An 18,167-nucleotide genomic window follows, 5' to 3' on the forward strand; every position below is an offset into this window, starting at 1 on the left:
CCACCAACTGGAACAGCTCCCACAGCTCGTCCGGCACCAAGCGCTCCACGATCGTCACGCGAGCAGCTTACAAGCCCAAATGAGATAGCTTCTTAGCAGGGAGACCACCGTGTCCCGTATTCGCGCAGTCGCCGTCGTCACCGCCCTCGGGGCCTTCCTCCTCGCCGGCGCCGGCACCGCCGCCGCCGACAACGGCGCCGGCGCCGACCACTCCTCCAACAGCAGCGTGGTCAGCAACATCGGCTCCGGCAACATCGTCGGCTCCGTGCACGGCAACGCCAACGCGAGCCAGCAGACCGCGACCGGCTCCGGCGCGAGCAACCAGAACAACACCCTCGGCGTCACCGGCAACTCCGGCGGCGTCGGCGCCCTCCAGTCCAACGCGAACCTGGCGCACACCGTCTACTACCCGTTCGTCCTGTACTAGGCCGTCACCGCACGGGCGCACCGACCGGGGCGCGGGGACTCCCCGCGCCCCGGTCCACCCCTTCCCACCCGCCCGCACCTCCGCCGCACACCCCTCCCACCAGCACGTCCGCTGCCCTGGACACGGAAGCTACTGGCGATTAACTTGACTGCGCGACCAGCAGCCGCCGAAGGGAGCGCCCCGTGCGCCGCACCGTCTACAACGAGGACCACGAGGCGTTCCGGGAGACCATCCGGGACTTCATCGCCCGCGAGGTCGTCCCGGTCTACGAGAGCTGGGAGGAGGCCGGCCACCCGCCGCGCGACTTCTACCGCAAGCTCGGCGACCTGGGCGTCTTCGGCATCGAGGTCCCCGAGGAGTACGGCGGCGCGGGCGAGACCGGCTTCAAGTACCAGGCGGTGATCTACGAGGAGACCGCCCGCGCGGGCGTCACCTTCGGCGCCTCGGGCGTGCACACCGGCCTGGTGCTGCCGTACCTGATGGAGTACGCCAGCGAGGAGCAGAAGCAGCGCTGGCTGCCCGGCTTCGTCTCCGGCGAGATCATGACCGCGATCGCGATGACCGAGCCGGGCGCGGGCTCCGACCTGGCGGGCATCACCACCACGGCGAAGCTCTCCGCGGACGGCAGCCACTACGTCCTGAACGGCGCCAAGACCTTCATCACCGGCGGCGTCCTCGCCGACCTGGTCCTGGTGGTCTGCCGCACCGCCCCGCACGACCCGGCGGACCGCCGCGCGGGCCTGTCCATCCTGTGCGTGGACACGAAGTCCGAGGGCTACGCGGTCGGCCGCAAGCTGCAGAAGATCGGCCTGCGCACCTCGGACACCGCGGAGCTGTCCTTCTCCGACGTCCGGGTGCCGGTGGAGAACCTGCTCGGCGAGGAGGGCCGGGCGTTCTCCTACCTGACCCACAACCTGGTGCAGGAGCGCCTGGCGATCGCCGTCGGCGCCTACGCCTCGGCGGCCGCCGCCGTGCAGTTCGCGGTGCGGTACGTCAAGGAGCGCAAGGTGTTCGGCAAGGCCGTCGCCGAGTTCCAGAACACCAAGTTCTCGCTGGCCGACTGCCAGGCCCAGGTGCTCGCCCAGCAGGCGATGGTCGACCAGGCGCTGGAGCTCTACCAGCACGGCGGGCTGACGGTGGCGGACGCCGCCGCGGCCAAGCTGTTCTGCACCGAGTCGGCTTCCGAGGTGATCGACAAGTGCCTGCAGCTGCACGGCGGCTACGGCTACATCCTGGAGTACCCGATCGCCCGCCTCTACACCGACAACCGGGTGTTCCGGATCTACGGCGGCACCAGCGAGGTCATGCGGACGATCATCGCCAAGTCGCTCGGCCTGTAACGGACCGGCGGACGGACCCGGCGTCCGGACGCGACCTCCGGACCCGGCGTCCGGACACGACATCCGGACACGACGGAGGCGGGCACCCGACCGGGTGGCCGCCTCCGTTCCGTTCCCGCGCCCCCGGTTCAGTTGACGCTGGTGCGCCACGCCTCCAGTCCGGCCGCCGAGGCGGCCTTCGCCTGCTGGAAGGTCCGCTGCGCCATCTCGGCCGGCGGGGTCTCCAGGGACCGGACCCAGCCCCGGCCCGCGTTCGCCAGGGCGGCGCAGACCAGGACGGTGCCGGTCAGTCCGACGACGGCGCCGAGCCCGGTGAGGGCCGCGCCGGCGGTGAGCATGCCGCGGTTCACCTGGAAACCGCCGAAGGTGATTCTCTGATTGGTCGCCATAGGGACACCATCGGCCCGCTCCCGCCGCCCCGCACGCCGAGCGGCCCGCCCCTTGGACCGCCCGGCGGGTGCAGGGTGGGCGAAGGAGCGGCGCGGGGGCCGGGTCCGGGCGGGTGCCGACGAGGCGGCCGCGGCGGAACCACGGCGACCGGGGAGAAGCCGTCCGGGCGACGGCCACCGGCACCCGACGCCGCCCGCCACCCGCCGGGCGGTCCTCACCCCTGCGCGTGATCCGGCGCGCGACACGCGCGGGCCGCCGCCTAGGGTCGGCCGCGGGGCCCGGTCGGCGGGCCCGGTGGTGCGGGGGTCCGACGGAGGAGAACGCGATGACCGAGCAGCCGGCCCGGATCGACCTGAACGCCCTGGCCGAGGAGCACGCCGCCAAGGCCGCCGCCAGCCCGCACGGCCGCAGCGCCCACCTGCTGCTGCACGACGGGGTGCTGCGGCAGACCGTGATCGCGCTGCGGGCCGGGGCGGTGCTGGACGAGCACAACGCCCCGGTCGCCGCCAGCCTGCAGGTGCTGCGCGGCCGGGTCGCACTGACCGTCGAGGGCCGCCGCCAGGAGGCCGGCCCGGGCGAGCTGCACTCCGTCCCGCAGGAGCGGCACGGCCTGCTCGCCCACACCGACGCGGTGGTGCTGCTCACCGCCGTCACCGCCTGAGACCCGAGACCCGGGACCCGGCGCCCGGCCCCTGAGACCTGACCGCCCGACGCCCGATGCCGACGCCCGGGCACCCCGGCCCCGGCCCGCCCCCGCCCCCGCCCCGGCCGGTCCGCGGCCTCAGTCCTTCGGCGCGCCCAGTACGTCGTCGGCGACCAGCGACAGCCCGAGCAGGTACTGCTCGCCGCTCGGCGCCAGCTCGGGGCCGATCAGCCACTGGCCGGCCTGCCCGAGCAGCAGCGACTGGTAGAAGACGCCCCGGGCCAGCTCCTCCGGGGTGTCCGCCACCTCGGTCCTGCCCTGGAACAGCGCGGCCAGGCCGAGCCGCCCCTCCTTCTGCGCCGCGGCCAGCCGTTCGGACAGCCCCGGCAGGTGGTCGAGCCCGGCGAGCAGCTCGAACTGCACCGTCCACAGCCCCCGGTGCGCGGCGAAGCCGTCGCGCACCGCGTTCCAGGCCCGGACGAAGCGCTCCTTCGGGTCGTCGACGGCCGTGGCGGCGGAGAGCGCGACGCCGATCGATTCGCCCCACTTCGCCATCGCCTCGACCAGTGCCTCGACCAGCAGGGCGTCCTTGGATCCGTAGTGGTAGCCGATCGCGGCCAGGCTGACGCCGGCGCCGGTGGCGATGTCGCGGGCGGTGGTGCGCCCGTAGCCCTTCTCTTGCAGGCAGCGGGCGGCGCTGGCCAGCAGGTCCTCACGATTTCCCATGGCCCCGATGCTAGCCCCGTCCAAGACGATTGTCTTGCTCGTACGTCTGAAACGAATGATTGAGACGCTTGTACTAGACAGGCGTGCAAGACATCCGTACAGTCATCGTCATGACCACCGACGACCGCACCACCCACCGCGCCGGCCGACGTGCCTGGCTGGGCCTCGCCCTCCTCCTGCTGCCGACCCTCGTCCTCGCCATGGACATGGGCGTGCTGTTCTTCGCCGTCCCGTTCATCGCCACCGACCTGCACCCCAGCGGCACCCAGCAGCTGTGGATCATGGACATGTACTCGTTCCTGCTGGCCGGCCTGCTGATCCCGATGGGCGCGCTGGGCGACCGGATCGGCCGCCGCAAGCTGCTGATCGGCGGCACCGCCGCCTTCGCGGCCGCCTCGCTGGTCGCCGCCTGGTCGCACGGGGCGGGGCAGCTCATCGCCGCCCGGGCCCTGCTGGGCGTCGCGGGGGCGGTCTTCGGGCCCTCCACGCTGGCCCTGATCCGCAACATGTTCCCCGACCCCAAGCAGCGGCAGTCCGCGATCGGCGCCTGGAGCGGCGTGATGATGGCCGGCGCCACCCTCGGCCCGGTGCTCGGCGGCCTGCTGCTGAACCACTTCTGGTGGGGTTCGGCCTTCCTGATCGCCGTCCCGGCGATGCTGCTGGTGACGGTGCTGGCCCCGGTGCTGCTCCCCGAGTACCGCGCCCCGCAGCAGGGCCGCTTCGACCTGCTCGGCGCCGCGCTCTCGATGGCCGCCGTGCTGCCGGTCGTCTACGGCGTCAAGACCCTCGCGGTGGACGGCTGGAGCCCGCTCCCCGCCCTGGCGCTGCTCGCCGGGCTCGCGGTCGGCGGCGCCCTGGTGGTCCGGCTGCGGACGGCCGCGAACCCGCTGATCGACGTCACCCTGTTCCGGATCCGCACCTACACCGGCGCGATCACCGTCAACACCATCGCGATGTTCGCGATGATGGGCTTCACCCTCTTCACCTCCCAGTACCTGCAACTGGTCAAGGGCTACAGCCCGCTGTCCGCCTCGCTCTGGGCGCTGCTGCCCAGCGTCGGCGTCGGCGCGGCGGTCGGCGGGTTCGGCGCCCTGGCCGGCCGGGTCCGGCCGGCCGTGCTGCTGGTCGCCGGGTTCCTGGCCGCCGCCGCCGGGTTCGTCGCGATGGCCCTGGTGGACCCCGGCTCCTCGCTCGCCCTCCCGCTGGTCGCGGCCGGCGTGATCGCGGCCGGCTCGGTCGGCACCGTCAGCATCACCGGCGAGATGGTGCTCTCCGCCGCCCCCGCCGACCGGGCCGGCGCGGCCGGCGCCACCTCCGAGACCGCCCAGGAGCTCGGCAGCTCGCTCGGCATCGCCCTGCTCGGCGCGGCCGGCGCGGCGATCTACCGGGCCCGGATGGACGGCACCACCGCCCCCGACGCGGCCCGCGACACCCTGGGCGGGGCCGTCACCACCGCCGCCCACCTGCCCGGCGAGGCCGCCGACCGGCTGCTGACCACCGCCCGGGACGCCTTCGCCGACGGGATGCACGTCGCCGCGGTGGTCGGCGTCCTGGTGATGCTCGGCGCCGCGCTCGCCGCCCACCTGCTGATGCGCCACCTGCCGGCCGTCGGCGGGGCGGAGGCCGAGCCGGCGGCGCAGGAGCTCGCCGCCTGACCCGCGGCGGCGGTGCGGAGGTCGGACGTCGAAGGGACCGGGCCGGGGCGGCAGTTCGCCCCGGCCCGGTCCCTTCGCGCTGCACCCGCCCCGGTCCCGGCCTAGGGTCGCCGTATGGCGGAGCGGGACGACGACGAGCCGGCGGAGCTGGACTACCGGTTCACGCTGGCCAACGAGCGGACCTTCCTGGCCTGGATCAGGACCGCGCTGGCGCTGCTCGCCGGGGCGGTGGGGCTGGACCAGCTGACGCCGGACCTGGCGCCGGTGCCGGTGCGGGTGACGCTCTCGGTGCTGCTGGCGGCCGGCGGGGCGGGGCTGGGGTGGGCCGCCTACCACCGGTGGGTGCGGGTGGAGCGGGCGATGCGGGCGGGCGGCCCGCTGCCGGCCACCCGGATCATGCTGGTGCTGACGGTGTGCGTGGCGGTCGCCGCGGCGGTGTTCTCGGTGCTGATCGTCGGCTGGTCGCGGTGACCGCCGCCCCCCGGGACCCGGGCCTGCAACCGGAGCGGACCCTGCTGGCCTGGAGCCGCACCGCGCTGGTGCTGGCCGCCGACGCGCTGCTGGTGCTGCGCACCGGGTACGTCCGGGGGCTGCCCGGACTGGCCGCGCTGGGCGGGGTGTTGGCACTGGCGGCGGTCGGCCTGTACCTGCACGGGGTGCGGCGGCGCAGTGCGGTGGAACACGGTCCGCACGTCTCGGCGAGCCGGTGGTGGATGCGGGGGCTGACCGCCGCGGTGGTGCTGGCGGCCGCCGGGTCCGCCTGGTCGGTGCTGGTGAACACGGGTGGATGAGGTGCGCCGGGCCCGCTGCGGCCCGCCAAGGTGGTCCAGACCACATGACTCGGATCACCTGTTTTTCGGCGGCTGTTTGCCGACGGGTGTATACGTTCGCCGACCGGGCCGTGCATACTGGCCGAGTCGGGCATTCCGCTCGACGCCCTTTGTCACAGCGAGAACTTCCACGAAAGGACCGGTGGTCAGGGATGTTCCGTAACGGTCTTGAGCCCTGGCACATCGCCGTCATGGTGGTGGTGCTCGTCCTGCTCTTCGGCTCGAAGAAGCTGCCCGAGATGGCCCGCGGCCTCGGCAAGTCGATGCGCATCCTGAAGGCCGAGACCAAGGCCCTGCGCGAGGACGACGCCCCCGCCGAGACCGCGAACGCCACCGCCGCCTCGCAGGCCGAGCCGGTGCGCCCCGCGGTCGAGCCGATCGTCGTCACCAAGGTCGCCGAGGCCACCAAGCCGACCACGGCCTGACACCGCGTCGGCCCCCGGCCGACCGCGCCCGCCGTACCGGAGCCCCCGGCCCGTCGCCCTGACGGACCGGGGGCTCCGGCGTGTCGCCGGGCCCGAGTGGCTGACCGTTTTGTTCTGGTATCTCCTGGTATCCACCTGACGGCGGATCATGAGGGAGGCACCGGATGGCGGCGGATCCGTCGGAGGAGCGGGAACTCGCGGAGCTGCGCGAGCGGATCGGCCTCCTGGAGAAGCAGGGGGCGCCCCGGCGGGAGCACCACCGGGTGCGGTCCTTCTTCGCGGTGCTGCTGATCGTGCTGGCCGCGGTGCTGACCCCGCTCGGGGTGGTCGCCGCCTGGAGCAAGTCGCAGGTCACCGACACCGACCGGTTCGTCTCCACGATGGCGCCGCTGGCCGCCGACCCCTCGGTGCAGAACGCGCTCACCGACCGGGTGACCACCGCGGTGATGCAGCAGCTGCCGATCACCGACCTGCTGAACGACGCGGCCCCCGCCGACCGGCCGCTGCTGGACGCCGCGCTGGGCAAGCTCGGCCCCGCGCTGACCAGCGGGCTGACCGGCTTCGTCCACGACCAGGTGCTGCGCTTCGTCCAGTCCGACGCCTTCGCCACGGTCTGGACCGGCGTGCTGCGCAACGCGCACGCCGCCTTCGACAAGGTGCTGACCGGGCAGGGCGGCGGGGCGGTGCAGGTCAAGGGCGACACCGTCAGCCTCGACCTGGGGCCGGTGGTCGCGGCGGTCAAGGACCGGCTGGTGGCCAACGGGCTGGGGCTGGCCTCGAAGATCCCGGAGGTGCACACCGACTACACGCTGGTGCAGTCGGACGCGGTGCGGAAGGCGCAGACCGGGCTGCGGCTGCTCGACCTGGCCGGGTTCTGGGTGCCGGTGCTGGCCCTGCTCTGCGCGGTCGGCGGCGTCGCGCTGGCGGTGCGCCACCGCCGGGCCGCCGTCTGGGCGGCGCTCGGGATGGCCGCCGGGGCGGGGCTGCTGGGCATCGGGCTGAGCGTGTTCCGGGCGCTCTACCTGGACAAGCTGCCCGCCGACGTCGACCAGGCCGCCGCGATGGCGGTCTACGACACCCTGGTGCGCTACCTGCGGGCCGCGATCCGGATGGTGCTGGCGCTGGGCGTGGTGGTCGCGCTGGCCGCCTGGCTGACCGGCGCGGGCCGCCGGGCCGGCTGGGTGCGGCACCTGTGGCGGGAGGGCCTGGGAGCGGTCCGGCGGGCCGCCGAGGGCATCGGCATGCGGCTCGGCCCGGTCGGCCGCTTCGTGCACCGCTGGAAGGCGTGGCTGGGCTGGGGCGCGGTCGCCGTCGCCGCCGTGCTGCTGCTGACCTGGAGCTACCCGACCGGGGCGGTGGTGCTCTGGACGGCGGTGGTGCTGCTGGCCGTGCTGGCCGTGCTGGAGTTCCTCGACACGCCCGCCGACGAGCCCGCCGAGCCCTCCGCCGGCCCGCCGGCCGGCCCCCCGTCCGGTGGGAAGGCCGCACCGGCGTGAGGGAACTGGTCCGGACGTACCTCGTCCTGCTGGCCGGGCCGGTGCTGCTGCTGACGGCCTACTTCACGGTGCCGCTGGACTGGTTCGGGCCGCACCACCCGCTGCTCAGCTGGCTGGTGGCCGGGAGCCTGCTGGTCCTGCTCGGCCTCGGGCTGCTGCGCGAGGTGCGGCTGCAGGTGCTGGGCCGCTCCCGGCACCCGGCGCCGCGGATCCTGTTCCTGCTGTGCGGCGCGCTGGTGGTGTTCGCCACCTCCTACCTGGGGATGGCCCGGCAACCCGGCGAACTGGAGGGGCTGACCACCAAGGTCGACGGGCTGTACTTCACCGTCATCACCATGGCGACCGTCGGGTACGGCGACATCCACCCCTCCGGGCAGACCGCCCGGATCGTGGTGATGCTCCAACTCCTGTACACCGTGGTCTTCCTGACCACCGGCGTGACCGCGCTGACCCGGCAGGTGAAGACCCGCGCGGTGCAGCGGGCCCACCACCGCGACCAGGGCGACGGTTAGTCGTCCTGCTGGGCGGCCTGGGCGTGCACCGCCGCGGTCAGGGCGGTGATCCGGGTCTGCCAGCCGATCAGGACCGGGGTGTCCACGGCCTTGCGGCGCTGGAGGTCGCGGACCAGTTTCTGGGCGTCCTTGAGGGAGTCCTCGGCGTCGGCGGGCTGCTTGTCGTTGACGTCCTGGGTGGCCCGGTCCAGCAGGCCGGTCAGGTCGTCCTGCTTGTCCCGGTCCCGTTTGAAGTCGGCCTGGGCCACCTCGGCGCGCAGTTGGGCGAGCTGGGCGACCACGGGGCCGGCCTTGGGGGTGGCGGAGGGCTTGGGCGAGGCGCTGGGCTTCGCGGTGGCGGTGGCGGTGGCGGAGGGGGACGGGGAGGGCGTGGGAGTGGGAGCGGGGGTGGCGGCGGCCGTCGCGGCGGGGGTGCGCGCGGCCTCCGGGGCGGAACCGCCGCCGCCGAGCGAGAACGCGGCGATGCCGGCCACGCAGGCGATCACGGCCGCGCCGATGCCGCCGTACACCAGCGGGTTGCGGCCGCGGCGGGGTGCGGGCTCCTCGTCCTCGTAGCGGGCCCGGGGCAGCAGCGGGGCCTGCACCGGCGGCAGCACCGAGGTGCGCTGCGGCTCGGTCCACGGCTGCGGGGGCGCGGGCGGGAAGGCGGTGGGCGGCGCGGGCGGGAAGGCGGCGGCGGGGACCGGCGGCAGCACCTGGGTGGCCGCGCCGAGCAGTTGGGCGGTGCGGTCGGCGGGGGCGGCCGGGACGGCGGCGAGCAGTTCGGCGGCCGCGGACCGGGCGTCGGCGGGGCGCTCGGCCGGGTTCTTGGCGAGCAGCCGCAGGATCGCGGCGTCCAGCGCGGGCGGCACGTCGGGGCGGTGCGCGGAGACCGGCACCGGGTACTCGGTGACGTGCTTGAAGGTCACCGCGACGGGGGTGTCGGCGGTGAACGGCGGCGTGCCGGCCAGCATCTCGTACAGCACGCAGCCGACCGCGTACAGGTCGGCGCGGCCGTCGACCTGGCCCGCGGTGGCCTGCTCCGGGGAGAGGTAGGCGGCGGTGCCCAGCACCGAGGCGGTCTGGGTGAGCTGCTGGCCGGAGGAGGAGCCGGCCCGGGCGATGCCGAAGTCGACGACCTTGACCCCGCCGTCCTGGGTGATCATCACGTTGCCCGGCTTGATGTCCCGGTGCACCAGGCCCCGGTCGTGCGCGGCGGCCAGCGCGTCCAGCACGGCGGCGGCGGTGCCGACGGCGCGCTCGACCGGCAGGACGCCCTGCTCGGCGATCACCCGGCCCAGGGTCGCGCCGTGCACCAGCTCCATCACCAGGTACGGGGAGCCCTGGTCGACGCCCGAGTCGAACACCGTGACCACCCGCGGGTGCGCCAGCAGCGCGGCCGACCGGGCCTCGCGGGCGAACCGCTCGGCGAACCTCGGGTCGTCGGCCAGGCCGCCGTTGAGCACCTTGACCGCCACCGGGCGGCCCAACTGGTGGTCCAGGCCGCGGTAGACGGTGGCCATGCCGCCGACGCCGAGGATCTCACCGAGCTCGTAACGCCCGTTCAGCGCGCGTCCGATCATCGGATGCTCCCTTCAACCTCGGTCGGGCACCCGTGAACCATAGCGGGCCCGCCCGGACGGGTCTCAGGGGCGCTGGACCAGCAGGGCGGCGGTCAGGGCGGCGAGGGCGGCGGCCAGCAGTGCGCGCAGGGTGCGCTGCGGGGCGTCCTCCAGCGCGCGGCGGGCGGCGCGTTCGGCGGCGGGCGAGGTGCGGGGGAAGGTCATCGCGGGCTCGCCTGGCGGTGCGGTCGTTCGGTCACCGTGACTCCAGGGTGTTCGGACGGTACGGCCGGGCTGGGCTCCGGACGGACGGTGGACCCGGGGGAGTCCGGCCGTCCGTCCGGAGCGGTCCCCGACCGGCGGTGGACCCGGGGGAGTCCGGTGCCGGTCGGAGCTGTCCCGGACGGACGGGGGCCCGGGGGAGCCCGTCGTCCGTCCGGAGTCGGTCCGGGCGGACGACGGGTACAGGGGCCCGCCGGCCGCCCGGAGGCGGTGCCGGTCGGACGGGGCCCGGGGGAGCCCGTCGTCCGACCGGAGTTCGGTGTCAGTCCTGGCTGTTCCCCCCGCCGGACGGCCGATCGGCCTCGCGCCCCCACCTGCTCGGGAAGGGCGAGGGGGACGGCGGGGCGGACTGCTGGCCCGGGACGGCGGTGGCCCTCCCCCGGCCGTCGCCGCCCGGCTGGTCCCAACCGTGCGCTTCGAGCAGCGCGCAGAAACCGGTCACCTTCTCCGGTCCGCCCGCCGCCTTCAGCAGTTCGGCGAGCGCCGGGTCGACGGCCGCCTCCTTGGGCTTGCTGCCGCCCTTGACCCGTCCGGCGAAGCCCGCGCAGAGCGCCGACAGGTCCGGCAGGTCGGTCGGGGCGGCGGAACTCGGCCCGGGCGTCCGGGTCGGGGTGCCGGAGCGGCCCGCCGACGCGGTCGGCCGGGCGGTGCGGTCGGCGCCGGGGGTCGCGGACGGGCTGTGGGGCGCCCCGGTGGACGGGGCGGGTGCGGCACTGGTGGCCGGCGGGGCCGGGGCGGGACCGCCCAGCACCTCCGGCAGCCGGCCGGTGGAGGCCGCGACCGCGACGCCGCCCACGGCGGTGACGCCCAGCGCGACGGCCAGTGCCTTCGCGCTGAGGGCACGCGCGAGCGCGGTGTCCGCCATCTTTCGTCTCCGGTGCTGCCTGGGGGCCGGCTGGCGACGAGCCTGCCGGAACGCGGCCAGGGCCCCCTCTTCGCCGGGCAGCGGGCCGTCGCCGGCCGCCTCGCTCGTCGCAGCGGCGGCGAGCAGGGCGGCGAGCTCCGGCCGTCCTGGCGCGGACAGCTGCCCGGCGGAGGGGTCCTGACCGGCCTCCGGGTCGACCGTGACACCGCCGAGCAGCCGCTCGGCGGTGGCGCGATCGATCCGGCGGGATCGGTTGGTGCTCATCTCGTGTCCTTCAGCGTCGGCACCTGCGCCGGTGTCACACCCTGCGCGGAAACTTTTTCCCCGGCCGTCCTCCGGGCCCCCCGGCGGGGTGCCCCGGCGGCCGCTCCCCCGCCCTGCTCCAGCAGCTTGGCCAGGCGTTTGAGCCCCCGGTGGGCGGCCATCCGGACGCTGCCGGAGCGCTTGCCGAGCACCTTCGCGGCGCTCTCCGCGTCCAGTCCGAGCACCACCCGCAGCAGCACCGCCTCGGCCTGGTCGGGCGGCAGCGCGGCGATCATCGCGAGCGCCTCGGAGGTGGCGAAGGTGGTCATCACCTGGCCCTCGGTGTCCTCGGCGGCGGCCAGTTCGGCCAGGTACTCCACCGGCAGGTCGGCGACCGGGCGGCGGCGCACCCGGCGCAGGTGGTCCATCGCCCGGTTGCGGGCGACCGTCGCGGCCCAGCCGCGGAACCCGTCCGCGTCGCCGCGGAAGCCCGGCAGGTCGCGGGCGATCTGCAGCCACGCCTCGGAGGCGATGTCCTCGGCGTCCTCGGCCCGCCCGCCGACCAGCACCCGCAGGTAGCGCAGCAGCCCCGGCTGGACGGCCCGGAACAGGACCCGGAACGCCTCCTCGTCGCCGCCCTGGGCGGCGCGGACGGCCGTGGCAAGTGTCGCGTCAGGCGGCCTTCGCCCGAGCCGGGCCCCGTCGTCCGCCCCGTGGTGTTCAGCTCTGTGCACCCGCCACATCATGCGCCATCCGGGGGAACGCTCCCACCTCCGGGGCGCCGCCCGGCCGGTGACGGTGCGGTGGGCGGGCCGTGTCGGACCGGTGCGGGCCCGGTGCGGACCGACGGGACGTCAGCTCGCCCCGGGCGGACGCCGCCCCGCTCCGCCCGGAGGGGACGCAGGGCCCGCGGCGGCCCGACCTTCGTCCCGTCGGCTGCTGTCCTTCGCCCGCGGTTCGCCCCCGCTCCTCCGCCATACCGTGCACATAAGGGGCATTTCGCCCACGTCACCCTGGAGCCGAGGAGGCCGGAACCGGCATGCGCACCGCCGAGGAGCTCTACACCACCGGAATCCGCGACCACTTCGCGCCCGCCCTGCGCGCGCTCGGCTTCCGGGGCTGGCGGCACTCCTTCTCGCTGCCCGACCGCGACCGCTGGGCGGTGCTCGGCGTGCGGGCCGTGCCCGGCGACGGGCGGGTCCGGTACACCGTCAACCTCTCCGTCACCGACAAGTCCGCCTGGGACCGGCGGCGGATCCGCCCCGACGCCAACTCCCCCACCGGGCTGGAGCGCTGGCACTCCCCGATCGGCGAACTGCTGCCGGTCGGCGGCGAGGTCTGGTGGGAGGTGGTGCCCGGGCCGCGCTGGCTGATCGCCGTCGAGGACTCGGTGGCCGCCGTCCGCGGCTACGCGCTGCCCGAACTGCGCCGCCGGCTGCGGGCCGGGGACCGCGAGCCCTACCTCGGCCAGACCGAACTGGACGGCGTCAACGGCGCCCTCGCCGCGGCCGCCGTCGCCCGCATCCAGCGCGCCGAACTCACCGGCGCAGCGCTGGAGTTGCACGGCGCCTGGAGCCGGCACGACCCGGCCGCGCACGCCGTCCTGGCGGGCGCCGCCCGCGGCTTCCTGTCCGCCCGGGACGCCCGGTTCCACACCGTCCGGGTGCTCGACACGCTCGGCCGGGCGCTCTGGGAGTTCCGCGAGGCCCCCGACGGGAACCATCCCGAAGCGGACTGAGTCCCTCTCAGTGTCGGTGCGCACCCGCGCCGACCGGACGGCACGGGGCGCACACAGCGGGGGCTGACATGACGGGGACCACGGCGGTACTGCACGAGGAACGCCGGCTCGACTGGGACGGCTGCCTGAACGTCCGCGACCTCGGCCTGCTGCCCACCCTCGACGGCCGGCGCACCCGCACCGGCGCGGTCGTCCGCGCCGACAACCTCGACCGGCTCACCGCCGAGGGCCAGAACTCCCTGATCGCGTACGGCGTGCGCACCGTCATCGACCTGCGCGACGCCGTCGAGTACCGGCCGCTGCTGCCCGCCCCCGACGGCATCGACCTGGTCCGCGTCCCGCTCGACGCGCTGGCCGGACCGGACTGGTGGTCCCGCTTCGGCGCCCTGGACGGTACCCCGCTGTCCTTCCGCCCCTACCTCGACCACTGCCGGTCCGCCGTCGCCGAACTGGTCGCCGCCGTCGCCCGGGCCCGCCCCGGCGCCGTCGTGGTGCACTGCGGCGCCGGCCGCGACCGCACCGGCCTGGCCGCCCTCGTCCTGCTCGCCCTGGCCGGGGCCACCCCCACCGCGATCACCGAGGACTACCTGCTCTCCGCCGCCAACCTGCGCCCGCTGTGGACCATCCTGGCCCGCACCGAGGAGGAGGCCGGCATCGCCCGCGTCCTCGCCGACGCCGGCACCACCCCGGAGCAGGCCCTGCACGAGGTCCTGGCCGAGTTCGACGCCGAACGGTGGCTGCCCGCCGGGGACGTCGCCGCCGTCCGGGCCCGGCTGCTCGGATAACCGCTCGCCGGGCCGCCGGGCCGCGGACCAGACTGTCCGGCATGACGAACTTCTCCCTGTTCGACACCCGCGGCTACCCCACCGTCGACGTCCGCACCGGCTACGCCGGGTGGGTCGACAGCTACGAGGACACCGTCCAGGACGCGATGGACGTCGACGTGCTGGCCCGGCTCACCGTCCCGCGGTGGGCCGCCGCCGACCTCGCCGTCGACCTCGGCTGCGGCACCGGCCGCACCGGCGCCTGGCTGCTCGGACGCGGCGTCGCCGCGGTCGACGGCATCGACCTCACCCCCGAGATGCTCGCCCGCGCCCGGGCCCGCGGCGCCCACCGCCTGCTGCTGGAGGGCGACCTCGCCTCGACCGGACTCCCCGACGGCGCGTACGACCTGGCCGCCTGCTCCCTCGTCGACGAACACCTCGCCGACCTCGGCCCGCTCTACCGCGAGGCCCACCGGCTGGTCCGCCCCGGCGGCCTGTTCGTCCTGGTCGGCCTGCACCCCGCCTTCATCATGGCCGCCGGCATGCCCACCCACTACGACGGCCCCGACGGCCCCGTCGCCATCACCACCCACGTCCACCTGGTCAGCGACCACCTCACCGCGGGCCTCGCGGCCGGCTGGCAGCTCGCCGAGATGCGCGAGGAGGTCGTCGGCGACCGCTGGACCGCGCTCAAGCCCAAGTGGGAACGCCACCGCGGCCACCCGGTCTCGGCGGCGTACGTCTGGCGCAGGCCGTGACGACAGCGGCACCGCGCCCCTTGTCTGCTCGGCACCCGGTTCAGAAGCCGGAGCTGGGCGCCGTCACCAGTCGGGCGCGGCCGTCTGCCCGCGCGGCGAGGCCGGCTTCGAGGCGGAGGGCGCGGGCCGGGCCGAGGAGGGCGAGGGCTTCGGGGACGGGGGCCCAGCGGTGGGCGTCGAGTTCGCCCGGCGGGAGGGTGATCGGGGTGTCGGCGGGGAAGACGCCCAGGTCGAAGAGGAAGTGGCAGGCGGGGTGGTCGAGTTCGCCGCTGGGGTTGGTCCAGGCGACGGCCAGCAGTTCGCCGGCCTCGCGGCGCAGGCCGGTCTCCTCGTGGAGTTCGCGGGTCGCGCACTGCCGGGGGTTCTCGCCGAGGTCGACGGTGCCGCCGACGAACTGCCAGGCGTCGCGGTAGCCGGCCTTGACGATCAGGACGCGGCCGTCGGGATCGGTGATCAGGCAGCCCGCGGCGGCGTACACGCGGTGCAGGGAGGCGAGCCACTCCTCGCGGGAGGCGAACTCGGGGGCGTCGGCCATGGCACTCCTTCGGCGGGGGCGGGAGCTTGCGGCCCCACTCTCCCACCCCCGCCGGGCGGGTGTCAGTGCGCGGAGTGCCGCTCCGCTCCGCGGTGCCGGTGGCCCGGCAGGTCGGGGTGGGCGGCGGGCCCCCCGGACGGGCCGGCGGTCTCGGGCATCCGGCGGCCGCCGTGGCTGTACACCGCGTCCACGTAGTGGGGGCCGCTCCGGGTCTCGGGGGCGGCCGCGCCGTGCATCTGCGGGGCGAGGGCCACCGGTTCGGCCGCCATGCCGCGCTCCGCCAGCAGCTCCTCGCCGCTCCGGCGGAGCACGGCCGTCCTGTCGGTCGATCGCTCGGTCATCAGTGGGCTCCCTTCCTCGGACCTACATCAGGTCGATATGCCCGCTATCAGGCGATATACACCAGGACACCCGGCCCCCTTGCCGGAACGGACCGATCAAGGACGTACCGGTGTGGGACCATGCCGCGTGGCCACGGTGATACAAGCCGACGAATCCCAGGGGTCCCGCACGACCCCGCCCCCGCTCCCGCCTCCGCCCCCGCGCCGGACCCGGACCGGGCGGGTGGACCGGGTCCGCCACCCCGCCGAGCTGATCCGACTCGCCGCCGGGGCGTGCTGGACCGCCCTGGTGCTGCTGCTGGCCTACTACGCCCGCTCCTCCGCGCTCGGCCTGGACAGCGACGTGGCCCGCGGCGTCGAACTGCTGCCCTGGCCGCCCGCCAAGCTCACCGCCGCGCTGTGCGGCGCCGCGCTGCTCACCGTGCCGCTCGGCTTCGCCGTCGACCGGGTGCTGCGCGGGGAGGGCCGCCGGGTCGCCGACGGCGTGCTCGCCGCCGTCCTCGCCTACGGCCTCTCGCTCGGCCTGGACCTGCTGGTGGGCGACCTCACCGCGCTCACCCACCCGCTGCCCTCCGGCCTCGGCCGCACCGACCCGGTGTACGGGCACCTCGCGCCGGTGCTGGCCTTCATGACCGCCCTCGGCACCGCCGGGCGCCGCCGCTGGCGCACCGCGCTGGCCGCCACGCTGGGCCTGACCGGGCTGTCGGGGCTGGTCACCGGGTACGCCACCCCGCTGTCGCTGCTGCTGGCGCTGCTGCTCGGCTGGACCGCCGCGCACGCCACCCGGTACGCCGTCGGCGAGCCGGTCGGCGAACCCTCCGAGGGCCAGATCGCCGCCGCGCTGGCCGGCACCGGCGTCCGCCCGGACGTGGTGCTGATGCTCGGCAGCGGCCGCTACCTGGTCACCCAGCACGGCGACCGCCCCGACCTGGACGTCCACCTGCTCGACCGGTACGCGCAGGCCAGCGGGCTGCTCGGCCACCTGTGGCTGGCGCTGCGGCTGCGCACCGCGCCCCGCCCGTTCGGCCTGCGCCCGCTGCGCGACGGGCTGGAGCACCAGACCCTGCTCGGCCACGCCGCGTCCGCCGCCGGGGCCCGCACCCGCACCCCGCTCGCGGCGGTCGAACTCGGCCCGGACGCCGCCCTGGTGGCCTACCGGCGGATCGACGCCCGGCCGTTCGCCGAACTCTTCGACGAACGGCCCGGACCGGACGGCAGCGGCACCGCCGACACCCGCACCGCCGACACCGGCACCGAAGCCGAGACCGACGCCGACGCCGACGCCGAGACCGGTCCCACCGACGCCGAACTGCGCGACGCCTGGCAGCAGTTGGCCCTGCTGCAGCGCCGCCGGATCGCGCACCGCGCGCTCTCCCCGAACACCGTGCTGCTGGACGCCGAGGGCAGGGTCCACCTGGTCGGCCTGGCCAACGGCGAGATCGCCGCGAGCGAACTGCTGCTACGCCTGGACGTCGCCGGGCTGCTCGCCGTCCTCGCCCTGTACGCCGGACCCCGGCGGGCGGTGCGGGCCGCGGTCGAGGTGCTCGGGCCCGGGCCGGTCAGCGCCGCGCTGCCGCTGCTGCAGCCGATCGCGCTGGCCCGCCGCACCCGGTCCGCGCTCGCCCGGCACAAGGAGCTGGCCGCCGTCCTGCGCGCCGAGGTGCAGCGGCAGACGCCGCAGTCCACCGCCACCGCCGTGCCCGTCCGGCTGGAGCGGCTGCGCCCGCGCACCCTGCTCGCCGTCGTGGCCTGCGTCGTGGTCGGGTACGGGCTGCTGCAGTTCCCCAACCCGGTGGACGTGATCGCCGGGGCCGACCCGCTGTGGCTGGCCGGCGCGGTCCTCTGGGCCGCGGTCAGCTACCCGGTGGCGACCTTCGCGTTCAGCGGCTTCGTCCCCGAGAAGCTGTCGTTCCGCTCCACCCTGGCCACCCAGGTGGCCGGCTCCTTCGTCAAGGTGGTCGCCCCCGGCGGCGTCGGCGGCCTCGCCCTGAACACCCGCTACCTGCAGTGCGCGAACATCCCCACCGCGCAGGCGATGTCCAGCATCGGCGTCAGCCAGCTGTTCGGCCTGCTGCTGCACATGCTGCAGCTCGCCGTGTTCAGCGCCCTGGTCGGGGTGGACGCCGCCGAGGCCGGCGGCGAGTCGTCCTCCCCGCTGACCAGCGGCTGGGTGGTCTGGCTGGCCGGCGCGGTCACCGCCGTCGTCGCGGTGTCGGTCGCCGCGGTGCCCTCGCTGCGGCGGCGCGCCCAGACCCTGCTGCGGCCGCTGCGCGCCGAGGTGCTGCCCCGGCTGCTCGACCTGGCCCAGCGGCCCGGCCGGCTCGCCACCGGCGTGGCCGGGCAGCTGCTGGTGTCGATGTGCTTCGTGATGTGCCTGTACTGCTGCACCCGCGCGGCCGGCCAGCACCCGGGCTTCAACGCCGTCGCGATGACCTTCCTGGCCGGCAACGCGGCGGGCAACGTGGTGCCGACGCCCGGCGGCGCGGGCGGCGTGGAGCTGTTGATGCCCCGACTGCTCGAACTGACCGGCGGCATCGGCCAGGACGACGCGCGGGCCTCCGTGATGCTGTTCCGGCTGCTGACCTTCGTGCTGCCGGTGCTGCCGGGCTGGGCCGCCTTCGCCTGGCTCAAGCGCCGCGAGCAGATCTGAGGCCCG

The 18,167-nt window shown here is 75.5% G+C and carries 21 protein-coding genes; 13 read left to right on the top strand and 8 right to left on the bottom strand.

Translation table 11 applies throughout. The features are described 5' to 3' along the window. Positions 1–109 precede the first annotated feature (109 nt). Positions 110–427: a hypothetical protein gene (locus ABD345_RS35100; protein ID WP_344558256.1), complete on the top strand. Its 318-nt coding sequence runs from the start codon at positions 110–112 to the stop codon at positions 425–427. A gap of 182 nt (positions 428–609) precedes the next feature. Further along, a complete protein-coding gene (locus ABD345_RS35105) occupies positions 610–1,767 on the top strand; it encodes an acyl-CoA dehydrogenase family protein (protein ID WP_344558257.1) in 1,158 nt (385 codons plus the stop codon). Positions 1,768–1,895: 128 nt separating this feature from the next. Here the strand turns inward: ABD345_RS35105 and ABD345_RS35110 are convergent, their stop codons facing one another. Then, entirely contained in the window at positions 1,896–2,156 is a 261-nt protein-coding gene (locus ABD345_RS35110) for a hypothetical protein (RefSeq protein ID WP_344558258.1), read from the bottom strand. Between the two features lie 326 nt (positions 2,157–2,482). Here ABD345_RS35110 and ABD345_RS35115 point away from each other — a divergent pair, with 326 nt between their 5' ends. After that, on the top strand, positions 2,483–2,818 hold the full coding sequence (locus ABD345_RS35115; RefSeq protein ID WP_344558259.1) for a cupin domain-containing protein: 336 nt from the start codon (positions 2,483–2,485) through the stop codon (positions 2,816–2,818). Positions 2,819–2,938: 120 nt separating this feature from the next. On the opposite strand, the gene ABD345_RS35120 is transcribed toward ABD345_RS35115, so the two are convergent. Next, positions 2,939–3,526 carry a TetR/AcrR family transcriptional regulator gene (locus ABD345_RS35120; protein ID WP_344558260.1) on the bottom strand — a complete coding sequence of 196 codons (588 nt, stop codon included), beginning with the start codon at positions 3,524–3,526 and terminating at the stop codon, positions 2,939–2,941. 110 nt (positions 3,527–3,636) lie between these two features. On the opposite strand from ABD345_RS35120, the gene ABD345_RS35125 reads away from it, so the two are divergent. The 6 genes from ABD345_RS35125 to ABD345_RS35150 all read left to right on the top strand — a co-directional run bounded on the left by ABD345_RS35125 (position 3,637) and on the right by ABD345_RS35150 (position 8,444). After that, positions 3,637–5,181, top strand: coding sequence for an MFS transporter (locus ABD345_RS35125; RefSeq protein WP_344558261.1), 1,545 nt, complete (start codon positions 3,637–3,639; stop codon positions 5,179–5,181). Positions 5,182–5,295: 114 nt separating this feature from the next. Beyond that, entirely contained in the window at positions 5,296–5,652 is a 357-nt protein-coding gene (locus ABD345_RS35130; protein WP_344558262.1) for a YidH family protein, read from the top strand. Next, the gene (locus ABD345_RS35135; RefSeq protein WP_344558264.1) at positions 5,649–5,972 is read left to right on the top strand and encodes a DUF202 domain-containing protein; all 324 of its coding nucleotides are present in this window, start codon (positions 5,649–5,651) and stop codon (positions 5,970–5,972) included. The genes ABD345_RS35130 and ABD345_RS35135 overlap by 4 nt, the downstream gene beginning before the upstream one ends. A 191-nt stretch (positions 5,973–6,163) precedes the next feature. Beyond that, positions 6,164–6,436, top strand: coding sequence for a Sec-independent protein translocase subunit TatA (gene tatA, locus ABD345_RS35140; RefSeq protein WP_344558266.1), 273 nt, complete (start codon positions 6,164–6,166; stop codon positions 6,434–6,436). A 164-nt stretch (positions 6,437–6,600) separates the two neighbouring features. Then, entirely contained in the window at positions 6,601–7,932 is a 1,332-nt protein-coding gene (locus ABD345_RS35145; RefSeq protein WP_344558267.1) for a hypothetical protein, read from the top strand. Then, entirely contained in the window at positions 7,929–8,444 is a 516-nt protein-coding gene (locus ABD345_RS35150; RefSeq protein ID WP_344558268.1) for a potassium channel family protein, read from the top strand. Before ABD345_RS35145 ends, ABD345_RS35150 begins: the two co-directional genes overlap by 4 nt. On the opposite strand, the gene ABD345_RS35155 is transcribed toward ABD345_RS35150, so the two are convergent. The 4 genes from ABD345_RS35155 to ABD345_RS35170 form a co-directional block, all read right to left on the bottom strand. Beyond that, entirely contained in the window at positions 8,441–10,006 is a 1,566-nt protein-coding gene (locus tag ABD345_RS35155; RefSeq protein ID WP_344558269.1) for a protein kinase domain-containing protein, read from the bottom strand. The genes ABD345_RS35150 and ABD345_RS35155 overlap by 4 nt on opposite strands. A 63-nt stretch (positions 10,007–10,069) precedes the next feature. Further along, positions 10,070–10,210, bottom strand: coding sequence for a hypothetical protein (locus ABD345_RS35160; RefSeq protein ID WP_344558270.1), 141 nt, complete (start codon positions 10,208–10,210; stop codon positions 10,070–10,072). Between the two features lie 319 nt (positions 10,211–10,529). Then, entirely contained in the window at positions 10,530–11,396 is an 867-nt protein-coding gene (locus tag ABD345_RS35165) for a hypothetical protein (RefSeq protein ID WP_344558271.1), read from the bottom strand. Next, positions 11,393–12,118 carry an RNA polymerase sigma factor gene (locus tag ABD345_RS35170; RefSeq protein WP_344558313.1) on the bottom strand — a complete coding sequence of 242 codons (726 nt, stop codon included), beginning with the start codon at positions 12,116–12,118 and terminating at the stop codon, positions 11,393–11,395. Before ABD345_RS35170 ends, ABD345_RS35165 begins: the two co-directional genes overlap by 4 nt. A 296-nt stretch (positions 12,119–12,414) precedes the next feature. Between ABD345_RS35170 and ABD345_RS35175 the strand changes: the two genes are divergently transcribed. From ABD345_RS35175 to ABD345_RS35185, 3 genes are all read left to right on the top strand, one after another. Continuing rightward, positions 12,415–13,113: a hypothetical protein gene (locus tag ABD345_RS35175; RefSeq protein WP_344558272.1), complete on the top strand. Its 699-nt coding sequence runs from the start codon at positions 12,415–12,417 to the stop codon at positions 13,111–13,113. 68 nt (positions 13,114–13,181) lie between these two features. Then, complete coding sequence (locus ABD345_RS35180; protein ID WP_344558273.1) at positions 13,182–13,898, top strand: tyrosine-protein phosphatase; 717 nt, start codon at positions 13,182–13,184, stop codon at positions 13,896–13,898. A gap of 41 nt (positions 13,899–13,939) precedes the next feature. Continuing rightward, positions 13,940–14,635 (top strand): class I SAM-dependent DNA methyltransferase, encoded by a 696-nt coding sequence (locus tag ABD345_RS35185; protein WP_344558275.1) that lies wholly within the window; start codon positions 13,940–13,942, stop codon positions 14,633–14,635. Positions 14,636–14,675: 40 nt separating this feature from the next. On the opposite strand, the gene ABD345_RS35190 is transcribed toward ABD345_RS35185, so the two are convergent. Both ABD345_RS35190 and ABD345_RS35195 read right to left on the bottom strand, forming a co-directional pair. Beyond that, a complete protein-coding gene (locus ABD345_RS35190) occupies positions 14,676–15,170 on the bottom strand; it encodes an NUDIX domain-containing protein (RefSeq protein ID WP_344558277.1) in 495 nt (164 codons plus the stop codon). Between the two features lie 62 nt (positions 15,171–15,232). After that, on the bottom strand, positions 15,233–15,511 hold the full coding sequence (locus ABD345_RS35195) for a hypothetical protein (protein WP_344558279.1): 279 nt from the start codon (positions 15,509–15,511) through the stop codon (positions 15,233–15,235). Positions 15,512–15,734: 223 nt separating this feature from the next. Here ABD345_RS35195 and ABD345_RS35200 point away from each other — a divergent pair, with 223 nt between their 5' ends. Continuing rightward, complete coding sequence (locus tag ABD345_RS35200) at positions 15,735–18,161, top strand: lysylphosphatidylglycerol synthase transmembrane domain-containing protein (RefSeq protein WP_344558281.1); 2,427 nt, start codon at positions 15,735–15,737, stop codon at positions 18,159–18,161. The last annotated feature ends 6 nt before the right edge of the window (positions 18,162–18,167 follow it).

The organism is Kitasatospora saccharophila (assembly GCF_039529925.1).
GTDB lineage: Bacteria > Actinomycetota > Actinomycetes > Streptomycetales > Streptomycetaceae > Kitasatospora > Kitasatospora saccharophila.